This window comes from Vibrio sinensis, from assembly GCF_003605645.1.
In the GTDB taxonomy this organism is placed as follows: domain Bacteria; phylum Pseudomonadota; class Gammaproteobacteria; order Enterobacterales; family Vibrionaceae; genus Vibrio; species Vibrio sinensis.
Window position 1 is genome coordinate 1 of sequence record NZ_QVMU01000007.1, and the last position, 26,165, is coordinate 26,165.

Annotated in this window: 23 protein-coding genes, 7 tRNA genes and 1 pseudogene; 18 read left to right on the forward strand and 13 right to left on the reverse strand. The window is 42.7% G+C overall.

Going from position 1 to position 26,165, the window contains the following annotated elements:
• Nucleotides 1-152: 152 nt before the first annotated feature.
• Nucleotides 153-293, forward strand: a pseudogene (locus DZ860_RS09495) (thioredoxin-dependent thiol peroxidase); the annotation flags it as partial.
• 171 nt (nucleotides 294-464) lie between these two features.
• Here the strand turns inward: DZ860_RS09495 and DZ860_RS09500 are convergent.
• The 4 genes from DZ860_RS09500 to DZ860_RS09515 all read right to left on the reverse strand — a co-directional run bounded on the left by DZ860_RS09500 (nucleotide 465) and on the right by DZ860_RS09515 (nucleotide 6,044).
• Nucleotides 465-2,336, reverse strand: a complete 1,872-nt coding sequence (locus tag DZ860_RS09500) for a methyl-accepting chemotaxis protein (RefSeq protein WP_120030704.1) — start codon at nucleotides 2,334-2,336, stop codon at nucleotides 465-467.
• 359 nt (nucleotides 2,337-2,695) lie between these two features.
• Nucleotides 2,696-4,567 carry a methyl-accepting chemotaxis protein gene (locus tag DZ860_RS09505; protein WP_120030705.1) on the reverse strand — a complete coding sequence of 624 codons (1,872 nt, stop codon included), beginning with the start codon at nucleotides 4,565-4,567 and terminating at the stop codon, nucleotides 2,696-2,698.
• 177 nt (nucleotides 4,568-4,744) lie between these two features.
• The gene (locus DZ860_RS09510) at nucleotides 4,745-5,815 is read right to left on the reverse strand and encodes an AI-2E family transporter (RefSeq protein WP_120030706.1); all 1,071 of its coding nucleotides are present in this window, start codon (nucleotides 5,813-5,815) and stop codon (nucleotides 4,745-4,747) included.
• Nucleotides 5,808-6,044, reverse strand: a complete 237-nt coding sequence (locus DZ860_RS09515; protein ID WP_120030707.1) for a sulfurtransferase TusA family protein — start codon at nucleotides 6,042-6,044, stop codon at nucleotides 5,808-5,810. The genes DZ860_RS09510 and DZ860_RS09515 overlap by 8 nt, the downstream gene beginning before the upstream one ends.
• Nucleotides 6,045-6,346: 302 nt before the next feature.
• On the opposite strand from DZ860_RS09515, the gene bepA reads away from it, so the two are divergent.
• Genes bepA through DZ860_RS09535 form a run of 4 tightly spaced genes read left to right on the forward strand, consistent with a single transcriptional unit; the run spans nucleotide 6,347 to nucleotide 9,183 of the window.
• Nucleotides 6,347-7,801, forward strand: coding sequence for a beta-barrel assembly-enhancing protease (gene bepA, locus DZ860_RS09520; protein WP_120030708.1), 1,455 nt, complete (start codon nucleotides 6,347-6,349; stop codon nucleotides 7,799-7,801).
• Between the two features lie 37 nt (nucleotides 7,802-7,838).
• Entirely contained in the window at nucleotides 7,839-8,183 is a 345-nt protein-coding gene (gene arsC / locus DZ860_RS09525) for an arsenate reductase (glutaredoxin) (protein ID WP_120030709.1), read from the forward strand.
• Nucleotides 8,180-8,749, forward strand: a complete 570-nt coding sequence (gene wrbA, locus DZ860_RS09530) for an NAD(P)H:quinone oxidoreductase (protein WP_120030710.1) — start codon at nucleotides 8,180-8,182, stop codon at nucleotides 8,747-8,749. Before arsC ends, wrbA begins: the two co-directional genes overlap by 4 nt.
• Nucleotides 8,750-8,751: 2 nt before the next feature.
• Nucleotides 8,752-9,183: a DUF2069 domain-containing protein gene (locus tag DZ860_RS09535; RefSeq protein ID WP_120030711.1), complete on the forward strand. Its 432-nt coding sequence runs from the start codon at nucleotides 8,752-8,754 to the stop codon at nucleotides 9,181-9,183.
• 69 nt (nucleotides 9,184-9,252) lie between these two features.
• Here DZ860_RS09535 and DZ860_RS09540 read toward each other — a convergent pair whose 3' ends face one another.
• A complete protein-coding gene (locus DZ860_RS09540) occupies nucleotides 9,253-10,479 on the reverse strand; it encodes a DUF2066 domain-containing protein (RefSeq protein ID WP_120030712.1) in 1,227 nt (408 codons plus the stop codon).
• A 244-nt stretch (nucleotides 10,480-10,723) separates the two neighbouring features.
• On the opposite strand from DZ860_RS09540, the gene DZ860_RS09545 reads away from it, so the two are divergent.
• Nucleotides 10,724-11,974, forward strand: a complete 1,251-nt coding sequence (locus tag DZ860_RS09545) for a uracil-xanthine permease family protein (RefSeq protein WP_120030713.1) — start codon at nucleotides 10,724-10,726, stop codon at nucleotides 11,972-11,974.
• A 135-nt stretch (nucleotides 11,975-12,109) separates the two neighbouring features.
• Here DZ860_RS09545 and ybaK read toward each other — a convergent pair whose 3' ends face one another.
• The 8 genes from ybaK to hemA all read right to left on the reverse strand — a co-directional run bounded on the left by ybaK (nucleotide 12,110) and on the right by hemA (nucleotide 20,290).
• A complete protein-coding gene (gene ybaK, locus DZ860_RS09550) occupies nucleotides 12,110-12,583 on the reverse strand; it encodes a Cys-tRNA(Pro) deacylase (protein ID WP_120030714.1) in 474 nt (157 codons plus the stop codon).
• Between the two features lie 169 nt (nucleotides 12,584-12,752).
• Nucleotides 12,753-14,414 carry a bifunctional UDP-sugar hydrolase/5'-nucleotidase UshA gene (gene ushA / locus DZ860_RS09555; RefSeq protein WP_120030715.1) on the reverse strand — a complete coding sequence of 554 codons (1,662 nt, stop codon included), beginning with the start codon at nucleotides 14,412-14,414 and terminating at the stop codon, nucleotides 12,753-12,755.
• A 468-nt stretch (nucleotides 14,415-14,882) separates the two neighbouring features.
• On the reverse strand, nucleotides 14,883-15,734 hold the full coding sequence (gene kdsA / locus DZ860_RS09560) for a 3-deoxy-8-phosphooctulonate synthase (RefSeq protein ID WP_120030716.1): 852 nt from the start codon (nucleotides 15,732-15,734) through the stop codon (nucleotides 14,883-14,885).
• A 96-nt stretch (nucleotides 15,735-15,830) separates the two neighbouring features.
• The gene (locus tag DZ860_RS09565; protein WP_120030717.1) at nucleotides 15,831-16,640 is read right to left on the reverse strand and encodes a SirB1 family protein; all 810 of its coding nucleotides are present in this window, start codon (nucleotides 16,638-16,640) and stop codon (nucleotides 15,831-15,833) included.
• An 18-nt stretch (nucleotides 16,641-16,658) separates the two neighbouring features.
• Complete coding sequence (locus tag DZ860_RS09570; RefSeq protein ID WP_120030718.1) at nucleotides 16,659-17,042, reverse strand: SirB2 family protein; 384 nt, start codon at nucleotides 17,040-17,042, stop codon at nucleotides 16,659-16,661.
• Nucleotides 17,043-17,057: 15 nt separating this feature from the next.
• Entirely contained in the window at nucleotides 17,058-17,915 is an 858-nt protein-coding gene (gene prmC, locus DZ860_RS09575; RefSeq protein WP_120030719.1) for a peptide chain release factor N(5)-glutamine methyltransferase, read from the reverse strand.
• 4 nt (nucleotides 17,916-17,919) lie between these two features.
• The gene (prfA, locus tag DZ860_RS09580; RefSeq protein WP_120030720.1) at nucleotides 17,920-19,008 is read right to left on the reverse strand and encodes a peptide chain release factor 1; all 1,089 of its coding nucleotides are present in this window, start codon (nucleotides 19,006-19,008) and stop codon (nucleotides 17,920-17,922) included.
• A gap of 25 nt (nucleotides 19,009-19,033) precedes the next feature.
• The gene (gene hemA / locus DZ860_RS09585) at nucleotides 19,034-20,290 is read right to left on the reverse strand and encodes a glutamyl-tRNA reductase (RefSeq protein ID WP_120030721.1); all 1,257 of its coding nucleotides are present in this window, start codon (nucleotides 20,288-20,290) and stop codon (nucleotides 19,034-19,036) included.
• A gap of 275 nt (nucleotides 20,291-20,565) precedes the next feature.
• Here hemA and lolB point away from each other — a divergent pair, with 275 nt between their 5' ends.
• The 12 genes from lolB (at nucleotide 20,566) to DZ860_RS09650 (ending at nucleotide 26,015) form a co-directional block, all read left to right on the forward strand.
• Complete coding sequence (gene lolB / locus DZ860_RS09590; protein WP_120030722.1) at nucleotides 20,566-21,186, forward strand: lipoprotein insertase outer membrane protein LolB; 621 nt, start codon at nucleotides 20,566-20,568, stop codon at nucleotides 21,184-21,186.
• The gene (gene ispE / locus DZ860_RS09595; RefSeq protein ID WP_165862883.1) at nucleotides 21,183-22,046 is read left to right on the forward strand and encodes a 4-(cytidine 5'-diphospho)-2-C-methyl-D-erythritol kinase; all 864 of its coding nucleotides are present in this window, start codon (nucleotides 21,183-21,185) and stop codon (nucleotides 22,044-22,046) included. The genes lolB and ispE overlap by 4 nt, the downstream gene beginning before the upstream one ends.
• Nucleotides 22,047-22,082: 36 nt before the next feature.
• The gene (locus tag DZ860_RS09600; RefSeq protein ID WP_120030724.1) at nucleotides 22,083-23,027 is read left to right on the forward strand and encodes a ribose-phosphate pyrophosphokinase; all 945 of its coding nucleotides are present in this window, start codon (nucleotides 22,083-22,085) and stop codon (nucleotides 23,025-23,027) included.
• A gap of 131 nt (nucleotides 23,028-23,158) precedes the next feature.
• A complete protein-coding gene (gene pth / locus DZ860_RS09605; RefSeq protein ID WP_120030725.1) occupies nucleotides 23,159-23,749 on the forward strand; it encodes an aminoacyl-tRNA hydrolase in 591 nt (196 codons plus the stop codon).
• A 10-nt stretch (nucleotides 23,750-23,759) separates the two neighbouring features.
• Nucleotides 23,760-24,851, forward strand: coding sequence for a redox-regulated ATPase YchF (gene ychF / locus DZ860_RS09610; protein ID WP_120030726.1), 1,092 nt, complete (start codon nucleotides 23,760-23,762; stop codon nucleotides 24,849-24,851).
• Between the two features lie 282 nt (nucleotides 24,852-25,133).
• Nucleotides 25,134-25,210: transfer RNA gene (locus DZ860_RS09620), tRNA-Met, on the forward strand.
• Between the two features lie 47 nt (nucleotides 25,211-25,257).
• Nucleotides 25,258-25,342, forward strand: a tRNA-Leu gene (locus DZ860_RS09625).
• A gap of 37 nt (nucleotides 25,343-25,379) precedes the next feature.
• Nucleotides 25,380-25,454, forward strand: a tRNA-Gln gene (locus DZ860_RS09630).
• 77 nt (nucleotides 25,455-25,531) lie between these two features.
• A tRNA-Met gene (locus DZ860_RS09635) sits at nucleotides 25,532-25,608 on the forward strand.
• A 51-nt stretch (nucleotides 25,609-25,659) separates the two neighbouring features.
• Nucleotides 25,660-25,744, forward strand: a tRNA-Leu gene (locus tag DZ860_RS09640).
• A 34-nt stretch (nucleotides 25,745-25,778) separates the two neighbouring features.
• Nucleotides 25,779-25,853 (forward strand) — tRNA-Gln (locus DZ860_RS09645).
• 77 nt (nucleotides 25,854-25,930) lie between these two features.
• Nucleotides 25,931-26,015: transfer RNA gene (locus DZ860_RS09650), tRNA-Leu, on the forward strand.
• Nucleotides 26,016-26,165 lie beyond the last annotated feature (150 nt).

Sequence of the window (26,165 nt, forward strand, 5' to 3'; positions counted from 1 at the left end):
AAGCGTCAAAATCAGCCCGATTTACAAAAATTTATGACAACTGCTATAATTTAAGCTCATAAAGAGAAATTATTAACCTAACCCACTGTTAAAATTAGAGTTTGTCGACAGGCGTCAAAATTTAGGTCCTAAAAATTTTCCAAGGGTGTAATTACATGGGGAAAACGTATGATGGTTTACACCGCATCAGTTTCCTCATTAATGAGCAAGGTGTTATCGAACACGTGTTCAATAAATTCAAAACCAAAGATCATCACGACGTCGTGCTGAACTACTTTAAGCAGCAAGCTTAGACTTTCCAAGCATCAGCATCACAAGTGTCGTACTTTGAAAAAACGACGCGATAAAAGGTAGCGAATGCTATTTCTTTGTATTTAATGCTCACTGAATACAGAAAATATAAATATAAGCCCCTCAATAACAAATTATTGAGGGGCTTATATTTTAAACGACCAATTAACTATTTAAACGACGAACTTGTTTAGAACCTCATTTTGTTCACTTACATGCCCTTTTTGTACATCGAGAGCTTCTTGTGAGCGAATAGATGTACTCGCCACATCAGTCGATAAATCTTTGATTTTCAGTGTATTCGCATTAATCTCTTCCGCAACTAAGCTTTGCTCTTCAGCGGCTGAAGCGATTTGAATATTCATATCTGTAATACGTTGGATCATCTCTCTTATCACCTGCAAAGAGACTTCCGCTTCATGAGCTTTCTCTACAGCGATGATCGCGGTACTTTTACTTTCACTCATCGCAGCAGAAACGGAGCTAGCTCCGGATTGTAGCTGCTCAATCATAGCTCTAATTTGCGTAGTCGATTCCTGAGTTCTTTGTGCTAGCGTTCGAACTTCGTCAGCCACAACCGCAAAACCTCGGCCAGATTCCCCAGCTCGAGCCGCCTCTATCGCTGCATTCAATGCCAGAAGATTCGTTTGATCGGCAATGCCATTAATGACTTCTAGAATCGTTTCAATATTGCCAGCCGATGTCTCTAGTCCTTTCACCTCATCAACGGCTTGGTCAATACGAGTAGAAAGTTGACCAATTGAATCAGCAGTATCGCCCACAACTTTAGAACCAGACAGAGAGGCTTGTTCTGCTTGTTCTACTGCGGATGATGCACTATGAGCATGGTTGGCAACTTCTGTCGCCGTCACCGACATTTCATGCATTGCGGTCGCAAGTTGCTCGAGTTCTTCAAGCTGAGTTTGTACCGCATCAGAGCAGGCTTGCGCACCAGCGACCGTCACCTCAGTACCCTCTAAGATTTTTGCACTCAGCACTTTTGACTGAATTAATTGGTCTTGCAACGTCTGTGTAAACTGATTAAAGCCTTTAGCCAGTTCGGCAAACTCAGGATCAGTATTGGTATCAAGACGTTTGGTTAAATCCCCATTTCCTGAAGCCACATCTTGAATTGCTGTATTTAATTCTGATAAAGGAAGCATCAATTTACGAAGTAATAGCAGTAGTACGATGATACTGAGTACAACACCAATCAAGGCATACATGATGGCATTACTGCGCATCTCATCAATGGCTGCATATACTATCGATTCATCGACAATGGCGCCAACATACCAATTTTCAGATGGAATTTTAGAAAAACGAACTAAGAAATCATGGCCATCTTGTGTAAAACGTTGGTTCTTACTACCCAGTTCAACATTTGGCAAATAGCTTGAGAAAGGCTGACCATTATATTTTGAGTCATGATGAGCGATAATAGTGCCGTCAGCGGAAACCAAGAACAAATAACCAGCATCGAACAAGTTAACCGAGTTCACCAAGTCCGCAAGCCCCGTCAGTTCCATATCAAATACTGAAGCACCAACAAACAAATTATTGACCTTCATCGGTACGGCAATAGAGACAATCATTGCTTTGGTCGCTGAATCTACATATGGCGTCGTTACCAATAGCTTTTGCTTTTGTTTCGATTCGATATACCAAGGACGAGTTCTCGGATCAAAATCATCACCTTGCTCCCAACCATCATTGTTCTCAATAAGCTTACCGTCACTTTCGTAACCTAATGCTGCACTGATAAAAGTGTTCTTAATTATTGGGGTTTCGATGATTTGTCCGATATAGTCGCGATCATAGTGGTCAAGCTGAAATATTTGAGTCGTAGACGCTGCTAATGATTTTTTGCTTTCCATTTCGGAAACAACTGTATACTGCACTCCCTCAACCATTTCGGTTAAGCTCGTTTCGATAAGCGCTTCCACTTCATGTTTGGTGGATGATAACTGCTGGATAGAAAGCAACGATACCGTCACCAACAATAATAGTGATGATGCCACTACAATCTTTTGACTAAACTTCATAAGTCCTCACACTGTACTGAGATAACTTCACAATGCTCATTGAACCTGAATATATTTGTGTAGAAACATAGCTACATAAAAAGAAGAACATAGTGAGGTGATAATTTGCCATATACGATACTTCATACCGATAATGGGTGCACTAGTTTTCATAAGTATGCTTGTTTCAAATTCGACCTATTACGCAATTCTTTCATTAACTTGATTCTTACAATTGACTCCCAATTCAACATAGTCTCAACAATATATGTGTATGGCTTCACGAAAAATAAGCAAAAAAAACCACTTGCTCAAAGCAAGTGGCTTAAATTCAACTCTCACCCATTATTCTTAGTGACAGCTAACTTTCGGTCATAGCACTACACAATAAACTTATTAAGAATATCATTCTGTTCTTGAACATGATCTTTTTGAATATTCAAGGTCTCTTGCGAGCTTAGTGCTGCATGAGCAACTTCACTAGATAAATCCTTTATTCTTAGTGTGTTACAGTTAATCTCTTCAGCAACTAAGCTTTGTTCTTCTGCTGCCGATGCAATTTGAATATTCATATCCGTAATGCATTGAATAGCTTCGCGAATCGCTTGCAATGATTGCTCTGCATCTTGTGCTCTATCAACCGCAATAGCCGCGGTATTCTTACTTTCACTCATCGCTGTAGAAACCGAGCTTGCGCCAGCTTGAAGTTGCTCGATCATCGTACGAATTTGTGTCGTCGATTCTTGAGTACGTTTCGCCAATGTGCGAACTTCATCGGCTACCACAGCAAAACCACGACCAGATTCTCCGGCGCGAGCTGCTTCAATCGCCGCATTCAAAGCGAGAAGGTTAGTTTGATCAGCAATACCATTGATCACTTCGAGAATCGTCTCAATGTTACCTGCTGATGTCTCTAGACCTTTTACTTCTTCAACTGCTTGGTCAATACGTAGAGAAAGATGACTTATAGAATCAGCCGTATCGCCTACCACTTTTGATCCATCTAATGAAGACTGTTCAGCCTCTTTAACGGCAGAAGAAGCACTGTGTGCATGGTTAGCGACTTCTGTTGCTGTCACCGACATTTCATGCATTGCTGTTGCCAATTGTTCAAGCTCTTCTAACTGAGTTTGTACTGCTTCAGAACAAGATTGGGCACCTGCAACGGTGACTTCTGTTCCTTCCAAGATATTAACACTCAATGCTTTTGACTGAATAAGCTGCGCTTGTAACGTCTCGGTAAACTGGTTGAACCCTTTTGCAAGTTCAGCAAACTCCGGATCCGTATTGGTATCTAGACGCTTAGTTAAATCACCGTTACCTGAAGCAACACCCTGAATAGCGACATTTAATTCAGCTAGTGGACGCATCAGTTTTTGAATCAGTAATAGTAATACGATGATGCTTAGTACAACACCGGCCAATGCATAAACAATTGCGTTGGTACGCATCTCGCCAATAGTCGCGTATGCTATAGACTCATCAACAATGGCACCAACGTACCAATTTTCAGATGGGATCTTAGAGAATCGTACGGAGAAATCATGGCCATCTTTAGTAAAGCGTTGATTACCAACTTCAAGGTCGATACCTGGTAGATAACTCGCGAAAGATTGACCATTCAATTTAGAATCATGATGAGCAATAATGGTTCCTTCAGACGATACGAGGAATAAATAACCTGCATCAAACAAGTTAACCGAGTTAACCAACTCAGCAAGACCTGAAAGATCCATATCAAACGTCGAAGCACCAATGAACTGACCTTGGTCAATCACAGGAACACCAATCGAAACAATGATCGAGCGTGTTGCAGGATCTAAATACGGTGACGTCACCAAAAGGCTTCTTGTTTGTTTCGCGTCGATATACCAAGGACGAGTGCGAGGATCAAAATCGGCACCCGGTTCCCAGCCATCGGTATTCTCAACAAATTTACCATCACTCTCATAACCAAGTGCAGCACCAACAAAAGTATTCTTTAAAATTGGGGTTTCTACAACTCGAGCGACATACTCACGATTGCCATGGTTTAATTGGAATATCTCAGCCGTTGATGCGGCGAGTGATTTCTTGCTTTCCATTTCAGAAACAACCGTGTTTCTTACTCCATCGATCATTTCCGTCAAACTAGTTTCGATCAGTGCTTCCACTTCATGTTTGGCTGACGACAATTGTTGAATAGAAAGTAATGACACCGTGACTAATAATAGAGTCGACGACGCCGCTACAATCTTTTGACTAAACTTCATAAATCCTCACACTAAATATTGTGACCTACCCACTAGATTTATCGACTATCAACACTGTGAATTTCGAAATAAAATCAATTAAATAAGGTAAATATTAATCCCATACAATATTACATACCAAAAAAAACCACACGCCTTTTAGACGTGAGGTTTTTTGCAAATTCGCATTATTTTTATTCAGGAATGATTTATCACATCATCATCTTGACTCGGTAGGGCATTCCAAACCGCTTTCACTAAGGTTGCTAGAGGGATAGCGAAAAACACACCCCAGAAGCCCCAAAGGCCACCAAACACAAGAACCGCAACAATAATAGCCACTGGATGTAAGTTCACCGCCTCAGAGAAAAGAACCGGTACTAAAACGTTACCATCAAGGGCTTGAATTATGCCATAAGCGATTAAAAGCCAATAAAATTGAGGTTCTAAACCCCATTGGAAAAGACCAACTATTGCAACGGGTACTGTTACGGCTGCCGCGCCAATATAAGGGATTAGCACCGAAAAGCCTACTGCAACAGCAAGTAATACCGAATAACGCAAGTCAAGTATGGCAAATGTCACATAACTCACACCACCAACGATGAGGATTTCCATCACCTTGCCACGAATATAATTTGAGATTTGCTCGTTCATTTCATCCCAAACCTTAGTCGCAAGCTTTCTATTGCGAGGTAATACCCCACTAGCAAGACGAATCATTTCCTTTTTGTCTTTTAGTAAAAAGAAAATCAACAATGGAACTAAGATCAAATACACCGCCAATGTCGCAAGGCTAACTAATGAAGCCAAGGAACCTTTAACAACTGTTTCACCCACACTAATAACTTGGTTTTTAATGTTAGTGACCACCGACTCTACAATCTGAAAATCAGCGAGTTCTGGGTGCTTTTTCGGTAGATCAGCAATAAAGTGCTGTAAACCGGTATACATACTTGGGATGTCATTAATTAAATTGCCTACTTGCGCCCAAATAGTCGGGACTAATCCGAGCAAAGCGACCAGCATGACACTAAAGAATGTCAAAATAACCAAGATGACCGAAAGCGTTCTAGGCACGCCTAATTTAGACAATTGAGCAACAGGCCACTCGAGTAAATAAGCCAATACAATCGCCACCAGCAGCGGCGCAATCAAATTGCCAAAAAAGTAAATTGTAATAAAGCCGACTAATAATATAGCCACCAAACTCACAGCATGGGGATCAGAGAAGCGTCTCTGATACCAGCGGGTCACCATTTCAAACATTCAATAACGGTCCTTTGGTCACTTGCAAACAGTAGTATCTACCTTTCTCCTGACGCCGAACATCAAATGCTTGCCGGTGAAGAAAACTTTCAATATCTGATAGTGAACTTAAATCTGAGATAAGAATTTGACTTTGTTGTTCTGGCAACAATGTCATTACGTGACGCTTAGCGAGTAATAACGCCATCGGACAACGCTCAGTGCGCAAGTCTAAAACGGTCACTTCCATCTTCAAGTACAGTTCCTATCAAAAGATAAGGTATTGTATAGTGTTTTTTACACATCGTCAGGGGAAATGAAAAAAAGCCGGAGAGTATCTCTTTTCAAAAATGTTATTCATTGCATAGCTCGAAATTACGATAATAAAAATGAGGGCACACTATTTACTGACCGCACAAAGCCTAGATACATTTTTATTATTTCTTTCATAAGGATGAACAAGAAGCTTACTGGGTGATATGATGATTAAGTGAAACCATCTTCGCGAAAACGTGTCAAATGGGTATAGAAAAATGGAGTTCTACATAAATAATGTTTAAACGTACGCGCTCACTTGTTTGCCTTAGTCTTGCCGCCACTTTTGCTTTTCCGGCGCCAATTTACGCGAACAACATTGAATTACCTGATATAGGCACTGCTGCAAGCGGTACACTCACCATTGCACAAGAGATGCAGTATGGGGATGCTTACATGCGTATGCTTCGCAATAACCAACCCATTGTCAGTGATCCGGTGCTAAATGAATATATCGATACGTTAGGCCATCGCTTAGTCGCTCATGCTAATGATGTAAAAACTCCGTTCACTTTCTTTATGATCCGTGACCGTAACATTAACGCTTTCGCCTTTTTTGGTGGTTATGTTGCTCTTCATTCTGGTCTATTTCTTCATGCCCAATCGGAAAGTGAATTGGCCTCTGTGGTAGCACACGAAATCGCTCACGTAACACAACGTCACTTAGCGCGAAGCATGGAAGACCAAGCTCGTCGTTCGCCAGCGACTATCGCGGCATTAGCAGGGTCATTATTACTTGCCATCGCGGCTCCAGAAGCGGGGTTAGCCGCTATTACCGCAACTACGGCTGGTAATGCACAGAGTCAAATAAACTATACTCGTAGCAATGAAAAAGAAGCTGACCGCTTTGGTATCACCACCTTGGCAAAATCAGGCTTTGATGTTCAAGCGATGCCACGCTTTTTTGGTCGTCTTGCCGATGAATATCGTTACGCAAGTAAGCCACCACCAATGCTATTGACTCACCCACTTCCTGAAGACCGAATTACCGATAGCCGTGCCCGAGCTCAAGGATATCCACCACATAGAGTTCAACCCTCTCTTGACTATCATTTAGCCCGTTCACGTATCGTTGCACGATATGCAGGCATCGATTCGAAAGCAGCAAAAGATTGGTTTGACCGCACCGAAAAGCGTGCTGCCCCATCTATTCATCCCGCTTTCGATTACGGGCGAGCACTGGTGTTACTTGATAACAATCAGCTTGAACAAGCCAACGCCATATTGCAGCCGTTACTGGCCAATGATCCCAACAACAAGTTTTATATCGATGCATTAACCGATCTGTATATAGCGCAGAATAAAGCCGATACCGCGTTAAGCATGCTGACAAAAGCGATGAAAACCAATCCAAACAATGCGGTATTAGAAATAAACTACGCGAACACGCTCATTAAGCTAGAAAAATATCAAGAAGCTATTCGAGCTTTGCAACGTTATACCCACGATCACCCAAATGATGTCAATGGATGGCACTTATTATCCGAAGCCAGTATTCGTATTGGAGATAGCGATGAAGATCTTGCTGCCCGAGCCGAAATTTTGGCGCTTAAAGCAAATTGGAACAAGGCGATACAGTATTATACTGAAGCTAGCCAATTAGCTGAGTTAGGCAGTTTAAAACAAGCCAGATACGATGCGAGAATTGATCAGTTAATGGTTCAACGTGACAGATTCCTCGCATTACAATAATTAAAAACGTTAAAACAATTAAAATGGAGAAAAACGTATGTCAGTCGTGATTTATCACAATGCTCGCTGCTCAAAAAGCCGTCAAACCTTAGCGCTACTAGAAGAAAAAAACATAACACCTGAGATCGTGCTTTACCTAGATACTCCCCCAAGTGTGGAAACGTTAAAAACACTTTTTACACAATTAGAACTGAGCAATGTTCGCGACATGATGCGCACTAAAGAAGCCATTTATAAAGAGCTTGAATTGGGTGAAGCAACTGATGAGCAACTGTTCAGCGCCATGGCTGAAAACCCAAAGCTTATTGAACGTCCTATCGTCGTTACCAATGGCAAGGCTCGTCTCGGTCGCCCACCAGAGCAAGTACTAGAGATTCTATGAGTTGCCAACTCATTGTTCTGTATTACAGTCGGCACGGAAATACCCGTGCCCTCGCAAGACAAATTGCTCGCGGTATTGAAACGGTACCCAATTGCGAGGCGTTATTACGCACCGTTGAAGAATTCAATGCAGAAGATACCGCGCAAGACCCTATTATAACGCTGAATGAACTCGCTCAATGCGATGGACTGGCATTAGGTAGCCCGGTTTGGTTTGGTAATATGGCTGCACCACTCAAGCACCTTTGGGATCAAACCACCGGTTTATGGATATCCGGTTCATTGATCGATAAGCCAGCTTGTGTGTTTAGCTCTTCATCTTCAATGCATGGTGGACAAGAAACCACATTACAAAGTATGCACCTACCACTACTGCACCACGGGATGATGATACTCGGAATTCCTTACTCTGAACCTGAATTACATACCACACGCAGTGGAGGGACTCCCTATGGTGCGACTTCTGTTAATTCGACATCACAGAGACTAACTCCTGAGGAGAGCAAGCTCGCGCAACGTTTAGGCCAACGCCTAGCGCGAACTGCATTGAAATTAAAGGACGATTAAGCATGCAGGAAATGCAACCTAGAACAAAACTCTTTCGCCTCATGGCCATATTCGGCAACTTGGGGTTACTCGCATGGATTGCGCTATGGCAGCTCTCTTTATCCCCTCATCCACATATCACCAACAGCACGACATTAGCGATTGCTTGGTGTATTCCATTATTACTTCCTCTTCCCGGCATTCTTGCAGGTAAACCCTATACCCATGCTTGGGCAAACTTTGTATTAATGCTCTATTTTTTACATGGGTTTACTATCTTATATATCGATGGCGGTGAACGTTGGTTAGCTGTGGTCGAACTCTTACTTGTCACACTGGCATTTATTGGCAATATTCTTTATGCCCGCAGCCGAGGAAAAGAGTTGGGACTCAAACTTACGCGATTATCCGAAGTCGAAAAACAAGAAAAAAAACGTTTCGAATCTAAAGAATAATGTTCGCTTAAATAAAAAAGGTCTGACAATGTCAGACCTTTTTTATTTCCATATGAGAACGTTAGTGAATTACAACGTCATGCTATCTTGAATACCATCCACAGGTTCCGCTTCCTGTTCAGTCACTTCCGTAAGCACAGGAACTGTAGCCGGCGCGCCATTCCACTCATAAAGTAAAATAGTTTCTCCAACGGGCACGACAGCGGGTTTAGCCTCAACGGAAGCCGCTTCAGAATTAGCACTATTCGCTACAGGCTGAGTTGCTTCAATTACTGGCTCAATTTTTTGAGGTTCAATCGCCGGAACTTCAATGACAGGATCTAAACGCGTCACATCTAACATTCGGCTTAACTGTTGCTCGAATTCACTAGAAGAAGTCAGTAGGTGAACCTTAAAGGTCACTTGTTGGCCTTGAATCGTCAAAATATCTAATGACGCAACAGAACTCAATTTCTTCAACTGTTCTTCCAACAAGAAGAAGTCAACCGCGTTACCAAGATCAACAAACCGAATCTTCACCGCTTCTGATGATTCATCTGCCAATACAACCGCATTATTTTTTGCATAATATTGGCTGATCTGATCAATCATCTGATTCGCAGAATCGACACCTTGAGCCGAGCCTGACATTGGTGCTTGGCGTGTTACGCCAATTGTATTAGGCTTTTGGTCGTAAAGAGTCCAGCGTAATGTATCTCCTTGCGCACGAACGACCATCACTGCATCGACAGGATAACGTTGACTTGCAGCGCCAACTGGTTGAGCAAAGCCCCCCCATAAATCAGAGACATTAATCCCAGTCGCATCATCAAAATCACCCACAGGCAATGTCAAAGGCAGCCCGCGGTCTTCTGCTTGTTGTTTAATGTGCTGCAAAGTGCTGGATGACGAATCTTCCCATGCAATAGAACGATCATTTTGAGTTTCTTCAACCAACCAAACCAAAATATTGGCACGCTCTGCAGGCCAAATAGGCAACTTTGCCTGACCTAATAAGGTCTGAATTTGTGGCTTACTAAAGACCAATTGCATGGTTTTTTGGTTATTAATCTGTCCATAGCTCATTTGGGAAAGGTATTGTGAATTTTGGCTTAGCGCTTTTTTCACGACATCATTATCCAAAGCGCTTCGATCACCAGATGCTCGAACAATGATTTCTTTCATTCCGTCGACGCGAGCTTGTGCATCGGCGTTCTTTACATTTTGCTCAAGAACGACTTCTGTACGATATAAGTCAACATTAGTCATCGCCATCGCTGGCAAGCTAACTAATGTGAACAACGCTAAATAACGCATACTTTTCCTAGTGTCTGTTTCATAGTTGCGACGGTGATGATAAGCAACTATTCCAACAGGAGCAACAACAGGCGTCAGAATTTGCTTTTTGATTGTCCAATCTATCAATAAATAAAATATTCATAAAATTTTGATTTTTTTGATCTAGTTCAGAATGTAATCGTTTGCCATGATGATAGAATCCCGCGATTTTATTTATGAAGACCGGTTTGCTCTTCTGTTTGCCACCCAAAGGAATAACAATATGAAAACTGCCATTCAAGGTGCACAAATGCTGTTCGTCGCATTTGGTTCACTGGTTTTGGTTCCACTTCTTACAGGACTTGATCCTAGCGTAGCTTTATTTGGTGCTGGTATTGGTACTCTTATTTTCCAGTTTATTACCCGCCGATCAGTTCCAATTTTCCTAGCTTCTTCTTTCGCATTTATTGCACCAATTATGTATGGCGTACAAACATGGGGCATTCCATCTACCATGGGCGGCTTAATGGCTGCGGGTGTTGTCTATGTTGGTCTAGGAGCTTTGATTAAGGTTCGTGGCGTAGAAATTATTCACAGAATCTTGCCTCCTGTTGTCGTTGGTCCTGTCATCATGGTTATTGGTTTAGGTCTTGCTGAAACAGCTGTTCATATGGCACAAGGTAAAACGGGTGACGGTGCTGTACAGCTAATTGATGCCGGCATTGCTATGTGGATTGCAGCAATATCTCTAACTACGACAGTGGTCATTAGCATTTTTGCTAAAGGCTTCCTGAAACTGGTTCCTATCTTTGGCGGTATTGTTGCTGGTTATGTAGCTAGCTTTTTCTTCGGCGTGTTGGACTTTACACCAATCCAACAAGCAGCATGGCTTGCGCTACCGAACTTCACTTATCCTGAATTCAATATCAATGCGATTTTATTCATGATCCCTGTTGCTATCGCTCCTGCGGTTGAGCACGTTGGCGATATGTTAGCTATCTCTAACGTTACAGGTAAAAACTACCTGAAGAAGCCAGGTCTACATCGCACTATCGCAGGTGACGGATTCGCAACAATCGCAGCATCTATGTTCGGCGCTCCGCCAAATACCACTTACTCAGAAGTAACGGGTGCTGTAATGCTAACTAAAGCATTTAACCCAGTCATCATGACATGGGCTGCTATTACCGGTATCGTTCTTGCGCTAGTTGGAAAACTAGGTGCGATTCTTCAAACAATTCCAGTGCCTGTAATGGGCGGTATCATGATTCTTCTGTTTGGTACTATCGCTGCCGTTGGTCTAAATACTTTAATCCATAATAAAGTTGACCTACATAAGTCTCGTAACCTTGTGATTGTTGCTATCACACTGGTATTCGGTATCGGTGGTATGTCTTTTGGTATCGGTGAGTTCAGCCTACAAGGCATCAGCTTATGCGGTATCGTTGCGATTTTCCTAAACCTAGTTCTTCCACACGACTTAGGTGAAAACCACGTGGTGGACAACGCTCAAATGGAAGAAGGCACAAAGTAATCTAGCCCCATTCTCATTAGCTCAATTACAACTGCTCATAGCTGTAGTTTAGAAAAGCTGTGGTTTAGAATTAACAACCAAAACGCCCGTCTAGCGGGCGTTTTTTATAGTTCAGATCATATTGTTCATTGAGTCTCACTGACACAGTGAAGCAAAACTTCCTCGCGTTAACGTAGCTAAATCTTGAGGAGCAAGTTCGATTTCTAATCCTCGCTTACCAGCACTGACGCAAATCGTTTCTTGAGATACAGCGGTTTCATGAATAAATGTTGGTAATAGTTTCTTTTGTCCTAAAGGACTAATACCTCCAACGACATAACCCGTAACTTTCTGGGCAATGTCCGAGTCTGCCATTTCAGCTTTTTTAGCTTTAGCTGCTTTCGCCGCCAATTTTAAATTCAATTTCAACTCAACCGGGATGACAGCTACTGCTAGTTTTTTCGGATCGTCATTCAAACAAAACAACAAAGTTTTGAACACTTTCTTAGGGTCTTGTCCTAGCAACTCTGCCGCTTCTAAGCCATAACTAGCAGCACGCGGATCATGTTCATATTGATGAATAGTATGAATAATTTTATTTTTCTTAGCGAGTTTGATCGCTGGAGTCATAAGCTCCTCCAGAATTTACAAAGACAAAAAAAGACGCTGTATCAATACAGCGCCTTTAGTTAATGCGAACTTTCTGTTCTAGTCAAACCCTTGTGTATAGGTTTACACAACCTTGACCTAATTACGTATACGTAATCCTTTAAGCCGCATTAGTTGCAACTACAGCGACTTATTTATAAACAATCTCACCCGATGGAGCGAACTTGTTTACATCAACAGGGCTGTTTGCTTCTAGGAAATCTTTTAGCACTTCAGCATCAACAAAGCCCGTATTTACATAGCCAGGGTGATCAGAAATTTTTGGATAGCCATCACCACCAGCTGCGTTGTAGCTTGGTACAGTGAAACGATACATTTGGTCTAAACGCAATTGTTTTCCACCAATATACACATTCGATACTTTACCGTTTTCAACCGTCATAGAAAGGCCAGCAAACTGAGCATACGCACCTGAATCAGCAGGCTTAGTTCCCACTACATTTAGGTAATCTAAAACTTCTTGGCCATTCATATCAGTATAAGTAAGAATGTTTGCAAAAGGTTGAACCGTCAATACGTCTTTGTATGTGACATCACCCGCTTCAATAGAGTCACGAACGCCACCAGAGTTCATCACAGCAAAGTCTGCTTTCGCACGTTGCATGTGTGAAGCTGCAATCAGACGACCTAAATTCGTTTGTTCAAAGCGAACGATATTGCGGTCACCCACTAACAAACCGTTAGTTTCCGCAATCTTAACGTTTAATTGGTCTTGCCCTTTCTCTTGGTAAGGACGAAGAAATTCTAGTAATTCAGCATCTTGAGCAATTTCATCAGCAACCAATACGCGTTTCTTCTCACCGTTAACTTTCACTTTTTTCTTCAAGTTAACCGGGATCAAATCGTAGCTGACCATCTCCAATTCGCCATTGCGGAACTCATAATCTGCACGGCCAACATACTTACCCCACTCGTGAGCTTGAACGATGTATGTGCCGTTTTGAATATCTGGTTTACACTCATCGCCTGGTTGGAAGTCCATATTAACTACGTTAGGGCTTTCCATACATACAGGTTCTTGAGAGTGACCGCCAACGATCATATCTAAATCGCCTTCATTCAGATAACGCGCTAACGTAACATCACCAGGTGCATTAATACCACGGTTACCATCTTCGTAATGGCCCATGTGCGTCACAGCAAAAATCAGATCCGGTTTTTCCGTTTCTTTAATTTCAGCAATAAGCTTCTTCGCTTCAACTTTTGGATCTCTAAACTCGACGCCACCAATGTATTCTGGGTTACCAATTTTCGCGGTATCTTCCGTGGTTAAACCGATAACAGCAATTTTGATCCCTTGCTTATTAAACATTTGGTACGCTTGGAATAAACGCTCACCAGTTTTTTTATCATAGATATTAGCAGAAAGCATTGGGAAGTTAGCCCACTCTTCCTGTTGGAATAATACTTCTAGCGGGTTATCAAATTCATGGTTACCCAGCGCCATCGCGTCGTAACCAATTTTGCTCATTCCCTTAAAGTCTGGTTCTGCATCTTGCAAATCTGACTCAGGAACACCGGTATTAATATCACCACCGGACAATAGCAAAACACTGCCGCCGTCCGCTTGGATGTCTGCGCGTAATTCATCGATTAATGTTTTACGAGCGGCCATGCCATACTCACCGTATTTGTTTTCCCAAAAACGGCCATGGTTATCATTGGTGTGAAGCACCGTCAGTTTATACGTTTTATCGGCTTCCCACTCTTGAGTTGAAGAAGTCGCGCAACCCGCTAACGTTGCCAAAATTGCTGCACTAAGTGCGGTTTTTACGATAAGGCCTTGCTTCATTGTCATACCTTTTGAGCTAATATCTGTGAGACCACTACTATTCGGCTCGCTCAGTCTTTAGATGGTTATACCAACCCCATATATGACTGACGAACTTAAACATACTCAACTCGGAAATATTCCGGTAAAACATAGTGTTGTACACTATTCACTCAGTTGAGGATTAAAACTTGATACAGTTTAAATTAAGGTAAAACATCAAACATCTCGATTTCATAATAATGTAGAGCAGATCACTTGAAATCGAACAGAAAAGTGCAACGAAAGAGAAAACTTACCGTTGTTTTTACAAAAGATCACAAGCAAACGATTACTTGTTTCAATGATCATAATTACGCAATCTTTTGCCCTATTTAAGCTTTTTCTCAAAACAAAACATCACCACCATATATCGCCAAGAAAAAACAAAAAGTGACAGACAAACAAAAAGGCTGCCTAGGCAGCCTTTGTTATCAAAAATCAGTGTGATTATTTGATGTCGATGTTTTGGAAGCTCTTCACCAAGTCATCAAGTGCTTTCATTTGAGCCAAGAAAGGTTCTAGCTTATCAAGTGGCAATGCTGATGGACCATCACAACGCGCTTGATCAGGGTTTGGATGCGCTTCAATGAATAGACCCGCAATACCCGTTGCCAAACCAGCTTTCGCTAATTCAACGGTCTGCTCACGACGGCCACCAGATGCCGCACCTGATGGATCACGCATTTGTAATGAGTGCGTCACGTCAAAGATAATTGGGCTACCGTTTGATGCTTTCTTCATGACGCCAAAACCAAGCATATCAACAACAAGGTTATCGTAACCCATACATGAACCACGCTCACACAAGATGATCTTGTCGTTACCGCATTCTGCAAATTTATCAACGATATTACCCACTTGATTTGGGCTCATAAATTGAGGTTTTTTCACGTTGATCACTGCGCCTGTTTTCGCCATTGCTTCTACTAGGTCAGTTTGACGAGCAAGGAAAGCAGGTAGCTGAATAACGTCAACAACATCGGCAACAGGCTGAGCTTGTGCTTCTGTATGAACGTCAGTAATGATTTTTACACCAAAAGTATCTTTCAACTCTTGGAAAATCTTCATACCCTCTTCCAAACCAGGACCACGGTAAGAGTGTACTGAGCTACGGTTTGCTTTATCAAACGATGCTTTAAATACGTATGGAATGCCTAATTTGTCCGTTACTTTTACATAGTGCTCACAGATCTGCATAGCAAGATCGCGTGACTCAAGAACGTTCATACCAGCAAACAGGGTAAACGGCTTATCGTTAGCTACTGGAATATCACCAACGTGAACGATTTTTTGTTCCATTTTAAACTCTCTATTTCAACGTTTGGCCCGTTGATGATCAACGAGGCAGAATACCAACTCTAGTTATATTAGAAGATCTAATCACGAATATTGGTATTAATGTAAGGTCACCTGACTCGCGTTCATTGCATTGACTTGCGTCTTAAGCAATTCAGACGCAGGGTCATCAGGGCATTGGTCAATAAAATATTGGAAGTCAGACTGCGCCATTTTATGGCAATCAAGCTGCTGATAAATAAAGCCTCGATCACGAATTTCATACGGATCATTCGGCTCAAAAGTTAACGCCAAATCTGAGCAAGTTAGTGCTAACGTGTAACACTCTTCTCGTAACAGTGCGCTCTTAATCAAAGCAAGCCAGCGGCCTATCACTGTTGGGTTATCCACTTCTTTTAAATGGGACTCTTTTAACTGAGTAAACGGACCACGGTGGCCAACAAGCCAAGCACTCAAAATGTGCTTAGAGACATATTCGCCATTAAAAGGGTTGATGTAGAGAGCATCTTCATCATGCCACTGCACTTTAACCAAAAATTGAGTCGGGAAAGTGATTGCGGTCAGTGGAAAGCCCAGCTTTCTACCAAAGTAGAGCAGTAAAGCGCCTAAGCTTACTGGGATGCCTTTTCGTCGCTCTAGCACTTTATCTATAAATGCATTGGCGGAATCAAAATAGGCGTCACGATCACCTTCAAAACCCCAATCATGATAGAAAAGACGTAGAAAAGACTCAAACCGCTGCTTCTCATCAGTTTCCTGAAACAATGCAAGCTCTGCCTCTTTCAACAATCGAGACATTTCTTGTTCAGCCCAATGAACTTGAGTTTCAGGGTCAATCGCTTGGTTTAAAACCAACGCCCCTTCAGCCAGTTCTATTGCATCAAAGTCTTCATCAAACAACTTAGGCATATCTATAACCTTCAGTGATCAACTAAAAAATAGTGGCGTTTTCGTCATAGCCACTTTTCCCGCCATAGCTAACCAGCCTAGAGCGCCAAAAAAGGCAAAAGTTCTCAGCAATTTATTACGAGCAAGCTTAAGCGTAAAGAAGCCTAGCGCAATATAAGCCAATACACAGGTTAATTTCTCAGTCAACCACGGTGCTGCTGGCGTAAAAGGGATAAACCCTGTCATTAAAATTAAGCCAACCCCAGATAACAATAAGAAAGTATCATTAACGTGTGGAAATACTTTTAAGAATTTCTTATTCAATAATGGCGAGTCGAGCATCATCAATACATAACGCACTGATAACAACAAAGCACTTAGCGCAATGGTAAGTAGATGAAAATGCTTTAAACCTTCGTACATAAAATGTCTCTCTTATTATTTACTGACAAAGCGGCCGAATGTGACTCGATCGTTATTGCCATAGTCCTTTAACGTTTCTACTTGGTCATAGCCTTGCGACAAGAAAATAGCGCGTACAGCATCGCCTTGTTGATAACCATGTTCAAACATCAACCATCCCTGATCGAGAAGAAATTGTTTTGCGTGTTCAGTAATGTGCTTAATATCCGCTAAGCCATTGTCTGGTGCGACTAATGCACTTAATGGTTCAAAACGTACATCACCTTGGGATAAGTGCGGGTCATTCTCATCAATATAAGGTGGGTTTGACACAATTAAGCCAAATTTTGCTTCGGCTTCAACAGGGCTAAACCAACTTCCTGATAAAAATCGTGCATTAGAAATGCCCAAACGTTGCGCATTTTCTGTTGCGAGAGCTTGAGCTTCAGGCATTAGGTCAATGCCAATCACCTGACGTTGGGGTAACTCAGACGCAAGAGCCAAAGCAATCGCTCCAGTTCCTGTTCCTAAGTCTAAAATAGGTCCGTCGATCAAAACCGATTTATCCAGCGCAATTTCAACCAGTCGTTCTGTATCTGGGCGAGGAATTAACGTCGTTGGAGAAACCTTAAGTGGCATCGACCAAAATTCACGTTCACCAATGATGTAAGCCACTGGCTCACCTTGGAGGCGTCGTATTAATCGTTGTTCAAATTGAGTAATTTGCTCGGAATCCAGAATTTTATCTGGCCACGTAAAGAGGAAAGAGCGAGGTTTGTTAAGTGCGTGACACAACAAGACTGCAGCATCAAGAGATGGGGATTCACTCCCCGCCTCCTGAAGCTTAAATGCCGCTTGCTTTAGTGTGTTTTCAACACTGAATTCAGCGGTCATCGTTTTAGTAGCCCTCAGCCAATGCGGCAAGCTGATCGGCTTGGTATTCTTGAACAACTGGATCAATTAGACTGCTAATATCACCTTCCATAACTTCACTCAAGCGGTAAATAGTCAAGTTAATACGGTGATCCGATACACGACCTTGAGGGTAGTTGTAAGTACGAATACGGTCACTACGGTCACCTGAACCCAATAGGTTACGACGAGTATCTGATACTTCAGCAGCGCGTTTTGCTTCTTCTGCTTGTGTAATACGAGCCGCTAGAACCGCCATTGCTTTTGCTTTGTTCTTATGTTGAGAACGTTCGTCTTGACACTCAACAACAGTACCTGTTGGTAAGTGAGTAATACGAATAGCAGAATCCGTGGTGTTAACGTGCTGACCACCCGCGCCCGATGAACGGAACGTATCAATTTTCAGATCACTAGCTTTAATTTCTGGAATTTCTGCTTCTGGTACTTCTGCCATAATTGCAACCGTACAAGCCGAAGTGTGTACACGACCCTGAGATTCCGTTGCAGGTACACGTTGAACACGGTGGCCGCCTGATTCAAATTTCAAAGAACCATAAACGCCATCGCCGCTCACTTTTGCGATCATTTCTTTATAACCGCCGTGTTCAGCCACATTTGAAGACATTACTTCAATGCGCCAACCTTTTTTCTCAGCAAATTTGCTGTACATACGGAACAAGTCGCCGGCAAAGATACCCGCTTCATCACCACCAGCACCGGCACGAATTTCTAAGAAACAGTTACGTTCATCGTTAGGATCTTTTGGCAACAGTAAGATTTGTAGTTCATCAGTCAGACGTTCAATCGCCGCTTTTGACTCTTTGATCTCATCCTGAGCCATTTCACGCATCTCTTCGTCATCTTCGTTCGCCATTTCTTCCGCAGCGACTAAATCTTCTTTCGCTTGTTGGTAGGCTTGGAAGCACTGAGTCACTTCTTCTAGCTGTGAGTACTCTTTAGACAGTGCACGGAATTTGTTTTGGTCACCGATTACACCTGGGTCTCCCAGCAAATGTTGAACTTCTTCATAGCGTTCAACGAGTGTTTCTAGCTTAGTTAGAATTGAGGCTTTCATAGTTTATTTAACTCAGGATTGAATATTAGGAGTCTTCTAGACCCAAACTTTGTCTAATGACAGCGAGTTTCGCTGGTTCACCTTGTTCTGCAGCCACTTGCAACGCGCGGGTTGGCACGTGAATGAGACGATTGGTTAACTTATTACTTAACTCAATCAATAATTTCTCAGGATCGGCTCCAGACGCTAAGGCTTGAATACTTTTACTTAATAGTTCTTCGCGGACATCATTCGCGCTTTGTCGATATTCACGAATGCTGTCAACACCTTGTAACGAACGCATCCACGACATAAATGCCGCACTTTCTTCACTTACAATTGCTTCAGCTTGAATCGCTTCGACTTTGCGCTGCTCGATGTTGTTTTCCACAATCGACTGTAAATCATCAACCGTATACAAATACGCATCATTGAGTTCCCCCACTTGAGATTCAATATCTCGAGGCACTGCGATATCAACCAACAAAATAGGCTGACGTCGACGCGCTTTCAGCGCACTCTCCACCATTCCTTTGCCAATAATCGGTAGAGGACTTGCCGTAGAGCTAATGACGATATCTGCTCGGGGTAAGTGTTCAGGAATTTCAGACAAACTGATTACCTGCGCATCAAATTGCTCTGCCAAAATTTGCGCCCGTTCTCTAGTTCGGTTCGCAACAATCATTTTGGTGCAGCCATTAGCCGATAAATGTTTCGCTACCAACTCAATGGTTTCACCAGCACCAACGAGTAGTACTGTTGAATCAGCGAGAGATTCAAAAATGTGTTTTGCTAATGTACATGCCGCATAAGCAACAGATACGGCATTACCACCGATATCTGTTTCAGTTCGAACTCGTTTTGCGACAGAAAATGTTTTCTGGAACAATTTCTCCATTGAAGTATCAACGGCTGAATGAGTACGAGAATCTGTATAGGCTTGTTTTACCTGCCCTAGAATTTGTGGTTCGCCCAATACCAGCGAGTCCAAACCACAAGAAACACGCATTAAATGCCGTATTGCTGCTTGTTCTTCATGGACATATAAACTGGGTTTTAGTTTTTCAGGACTGACCTGATGAAACTGTGACAACCAATCGATGACTTTACTTTTACCCGATGGTTTAACATCGCAGTAAATTTCTGTTCGGTTACAGGTAGAGATAATGACACTACCGTTGACGTTCGGATTTTCAGCCAACTGCTGCAATGCTTGAGGTAACTTATCCGGACCAAAAGCGACTTTCTCACGCAGTTCGACCGAAGCTGTATTGTGGTTTATACCTATAGCAAGCAAAGACATGTATCTTGGATTCTCTGAGTCAGGTAGCGAAGAAATAAGGACGGAATTTTACTTGATGCCCCAAAGTAATAAAAGGGTATACCAAAAATAAATACACAAGGTGTGAGACCCACAAAGAAAACAACCTTTAACGCATTAAAAAATATAGCATTCTTTAACCCGCTGACAGTTTATCAAAACGAAAACACTTGCTGATACGAATCCTTTTCTTCCTCGTTCACATCAATGTTATAGTGATCACAACAACCTCACCCTCACCGGAATATCACAATAATATGCTGAAATACTGCCGTTTACGCCCTCTGTGGATTGTGGGGCTACTGACCTTATTATCGGGTTGTGCCAACTTAAATAACAGCACGACGAACGTGGAATGGGAAGCGCATCAAACACGATTAGCCACCATCACTCAATATCAATCAGTGGGGAAGTTAGGCTACATTTCTCCACAAGAACGTCAATCGCTCAATTTTCAATGGCAATACTCACCGACCTCAAGCCAACTAAGAATGACGACTTTTCTTGGTCAAACGGTTTTCAATGTAGTCATTACACCTGAACGTGCCATAGCCAAGACTTACGATGATCAAGTCGTGATCGACAAAAGTGCTGACGATCTTATTTATCGCCTAACTGGCCTCAGCATTCCGATAGAACAACTGAACGACTGGCTACTTGGCCTACCCACCGACGCCGATAGCTATCAACTTAACCCAACCCACACTCTGGCGACGTTAAGCAAAAAAATTAACGGCAAAACATGGCAACTAAACTATCTTAGCTATCAAGATGTCATCGTAAATGGTGTCGCTTTGCCAGTACCGCGAAAGATGAAACTCATTCAAGACCAAATATCTATCAACCTTGTTATTACCAAGTGGACCCTCAACCCATGATCACCGAAACCACTCGTTGGCCTTCTCCGGCAAAACTCAACCTTTTCCTCTATATAACAGGAAGACGAGATAACGGATATCACGAACTTCAGACTCTATTTCAATTTCTTGATTATGGTGATGAGTTAACGATTACTGCCAATCTAAGTGGCAATATCACGTTAACTCCTGCCATCCCAGGTGTACCGTTAGAAGAGAATCTCATTTGGAAAGCAGCTCAAGCACTTAAACAATACAGTGGTTGTTCGCTTGGCGCAGATATTGAGTTAAACAAAATTCTACCTATGGGTGGCGGAATTGGGGGAGGCTCATCCAATGCGGCCACTGTTTTAGTTGCGCTCAACTATTTGTGGCAACTTAATTTAACTCCAGACGAACTCGCCAGCATCGGATTAGCACTTGGTGCCGATGTTCCCGTCTTTACTCGTGGCTTTTCCGCCTTTGCCGAAGGGGTTGGTGAGCAGTTGACTCCCTGCGCACCCGACGAAAAATGGTACCTTGTTGTTAGGCCGAATGTCAGTATTGCGACTGTCGATATTTTTACTCATCCTCAGCTAACGCGAAACACGCCAAAACGCGACTTGACGGCAATAATTAACGATAATTACGGAAACGATTGCGAAAAAATTGTCCGAATGCTCTACCCAGAGGTTGATAAGCAACTTTCTTGGCTGCTACAATACGCGCCGTCGAGACTGACTGGTACCGGATCGTGCGTTTTTGCTGAATTTTCGAGCAAAGAAGCCGCTAATAAGGTTTTCGAATCATTATCTGACACTGTCTCCGCTTTTGTAGCACAAGGCAAAAACGTTTCGCCTTTACATGAGACACTAGCTAAGTACCACTTAGCCCACAATTAACCACTTAAAACTGGACGCAACCCTGAGGTTTCCACCGTGCCTGATATGAAGCTATTTGCTGGTAACGCTACACCTGAACTAGCCCAACGTATTGCTGATCGTCTATACATCTCCCTTGGTGATGCAACTGTTTCTCGTTTTTCTGATGGCGAAGTCGCTGTTCAAATCAACGAAAACGTTCGTGGTAGTGATGTTTTCATCATTCAATCGACTTGCGCACCAACCAATGACAACCTAATGGAACTAGTGGTGATGATTGATGCAATGCGCCGCGCTTCAGCGGGCCGTATTACAGCAGTTATTCCATACTTTGGTTATGCTCGCCAAGACCGTCGTGTACGTTCTTCTCGTGTGCCTATTACAGCTAAAGTTGTTGCTGACTTCCTTTCTAACGTTGGCGTTGACCGCGTTCTAACTATTGACCTGCACGCAGAGCAAATCCAAGGCTTCTTCGATGTACCAGTTGACAATATCTTCGGTACTCCAGTTCTTCTTGAAGATATGCAAACTCGCGGTCTAGAAAACCCAGTTGTAGTTTCACCTGACCTTGGCGGTGTTGTTCGTGCTCGTGCAACAGCTAAAGCGCTTGGTGATATCGACATCGCTATCGTTGATAAGCGTCGTCCACGTGCAAACGTTTCTGAAGTAATGAACCTAATCGGTGATGTTGAAGGTCGCGACTGTGTGATCGTTGACGACATGATCGATACTGGCGGTACTCTTTGTAAAGCAGCAGAAGCTCTTAAAGAGCGTGGCGCGAAGCGTGTATTCGCTTATGCAACTCACGCTGTATTCTCTGGTAACGCTGCTGATAACATCCGTAACTCAGTGCTAGACCAAGTGATCGTAACTGACTCTGTAACGCTTTCTAAAGAAATGGAAGCAACTGGCAAAGTAACAACACTTAGCTTGTCTCGCATGCTTGCTGAAGCAATTCGTCGCATTAGCAACGAAGAATCAATTTCAGCGATGTTCAACTAATCAGACAGTTAATGTCGGTTTAACGAACATTGATAAAACCACCTCTCGAGGTGGTTTTTTATTGCCATCGCATCCAATTAAAAAAGTGTGCTATTATACTGCGCTTTTGAGATTCCAAAGAGATCCCAACCTTGACTCAACAGATCAAACTTCTTGTCGGACTGGCTAACCCTGGCCCTGAATACGCAAAAACTCGCCACAATGCTGGTGCTTGGGTGGTAGAGGAGTTAGCTCGCGTTCACAACATCACATTGAAGAATGAACCAAAATTCTTCGGTTTGACGGGACGCATAACTATGAATGGCCAAGATCTTAGACTTTTGATCCCGGCAACATTCATGAATCTATCCGGTAAATCAGTTGCGGCACTCGCTAAGTTTTATCAGATAAACCCTGAAGAGATCATGGTCGCTCATGACGAACTCGACCTCCCTCCCGGCGTTGCTAAATTTAAAAAAGGCGGCGGGCATGGTGGTCACAATGGTTTACGAGACACCATCAGTAAACTAGGCAACAATAAAGATTTCTATCGTCTTCGGATTGGCATTGGTCACCCGGGGCACAAAGATAAAGTGGCGGGCTTTGTTCTTGGTAAAGCGCCAGCAAAAGAGCAAGAGCTCCTTGACGCAGCAGCGGACGAATCAGTTCGATGCTTAGACATCTTGATTAAAGATGGCTTGCCAAAAGCACAAAACCGCCTCCACACGTTCAAAGCTGAATAAGGTTACAATCATGGGTTTTAAATGTGGCATCGTTGGTCTTCCAAACGTTGGTAAATCAACTCTGTTCAATGCACTAACAAAAGCGGGTATCGAAGCAGCAAACTTCCCGTTCTGTACAATCGAGCCAAACACAGGTGTGGTACCAGTACCAGATCTACGTCTTGATGCGTTGTCTAAAATTGTGAACCCACAGCGCGTACTGCCGACGACAATGGAATTCGTAGACATCGCAGGTCTTGTTGCGGGTGCATCAAAAGGTGAAGGTCTAGGTAACAAATTCCTAGCTAACATCCGTGAAACTGATGCGATTGGCCACGTAGTTCGTTGTTTTGAAAATGAAAACATCATCCACGTAGCTGGTAAAGTATCACCGATCGAAGATATCGAAGTGATCAACCTAGAGCTAGCTCTAGCGGATCTAGATTCTTGTGAACGCGCGATTCAGCGTAACGCAAAGAAAGCAAAAGGCGGCGACAAAGACGCTAAATTTGAAATTACTGTACTAGAAAAGCTACTACCAGTATTAACTGAAGGTGGCATGGCTCGTACAGTTGAGCTTTCAAAAGAAGAGTTGTTAGCGGTAGATTACCTAAACTTCTTAACGCTAAAACCAACTATGTACATCGCTAACGTGAATGAAGATGGTTTTGAAAACAACCCTTACCTAGACGCAGTTTGCGAATACGCAGCAAAAGAGAACAACGTTGTTGTTGCTGTTTGTGCGGCGATTGAGTCAGAAATGGCTGAACTAGAAGATGACGAGCGTGAAGAGTTCTTAGCTGACATGGGTATTGAAGAACCAGGTCTAAACCGCGTTATTCGTGCAGGTTACGAACTGCTAGAACTTCACACTTACTTTACTGCAGGCGTTAAAGAAGTACGTGCATGGACAATTCCTGTTGGCGCTACGGCACCAAAAGCAGCAGGTAAGATCCACACTGACTTTGAAAAAGGTTTCATCCGTGCTGAAGTTGTTGGCTACGATGACTTTATTCAATATAGCGGTGAAAGCGGCGCGAAAGACGCGGGTAAATGGCGTCTTGAAGGTAAAGAGTACATCGTAAAAGATGGCGATGTGGTTCACTTCCGCTTTAACGTATAATTATTTGCTCAACAAATAATCAAAGCATAATTAACTAAGCCAGCCTAATCGCTGGCTTTTTTATATCTTGTTGGTCTCAAACAAATTTAGTTTCTAAGCGCTAGTCATTTTATTAGCAGATTTTGACCATTTACAAGCCTCTTTGCTTAAAAAGGAACCGAACGATTTGTTTTTCCATTTTTCTTCAAAAAAACTATTGACGGTTCTCGCTCAGATACGCATAATGCGCCCCGTTCCCAACGAGACAGCAACGAATCGGAAAGGAACGGAAAACATGGTATTGGCTACTTAGCTCAGCTGGTTAGAGCACATCACTCATAATGATGGGGTCACAGGTTCAAATCCCGTAGTAGCCACCATTCCTAATTGTTTTCTGCTTTTAAGTTTAAAGCAATCAGGAATAGATGCGGTCGTGGCGGAATTGGTAGACGCACCAGATTTAGGTTCTGGCGCCGTAAGGTGTGAGAGTTCAAGTCTCTCCGACCGCACCATTGTTTAGATAATTTATTGCCAATAAGTTATCGTTGTAGGTCTATCGCCAAGCGGTAAGGCACCGGCTTTTGATGCCGGCATCCCCTGGTTCGAATCCAGGTAGACCTGCCATAAATTAAAGTGATTATCCTTTTGAATAAAAGGGGTTGTCACTGAGAGTGAGAATGTATATATTATTCCGCTCGCAAGGCTACTTAGCTCAGCTGGTTAGAGCACATCACTCATAATGATGGGGTCACAGGTTCAAATCCCGTAGTAGCCACCATACAACGTTATTAAGACTCACCAATCGTCTTCTTAACTATAAAGATTTGCTGCGGTCGTGGCGGAATTGGTAGACGCACCAGATTTAGGTTCTGGCGCCGTAAGGTGTGAGAGTTCAAGTCTCTCCGACCGCACCATCATTCTAATAACTTATAATTAAGTTATTGCTGTAGGTCTATCGCCAAGCGGTAAGGCACCGGCTTTTGATGCCGGCATTCCCTGGTTCGAATCCAGGTAGACCTGCCACTATTTAAACATGTTGAGTAATCAGCRTGACAACGTTACTAAGATAACCAATGTCTTTTTAACTATAAAAGTTTGCTGCGGTCGTGGCGGAATTGGTAGACGCACCAGATTTAGGTTCTGGCGCCGTAAGGTGTGAGAGTTCAAGTCTCTCCGACCGCACCATCATTAATAGAACCCAGCTTTTGCTGGGTTTTGTTTTATCTGCCCTATCTCATTTTCTATTCGTACATGTTATTTTAATAACGATGTCGGCCCATTTTCTTTTTATAATCTCAAACCGACTTTTTGCACTCGTATAGGGCTCTAATACGG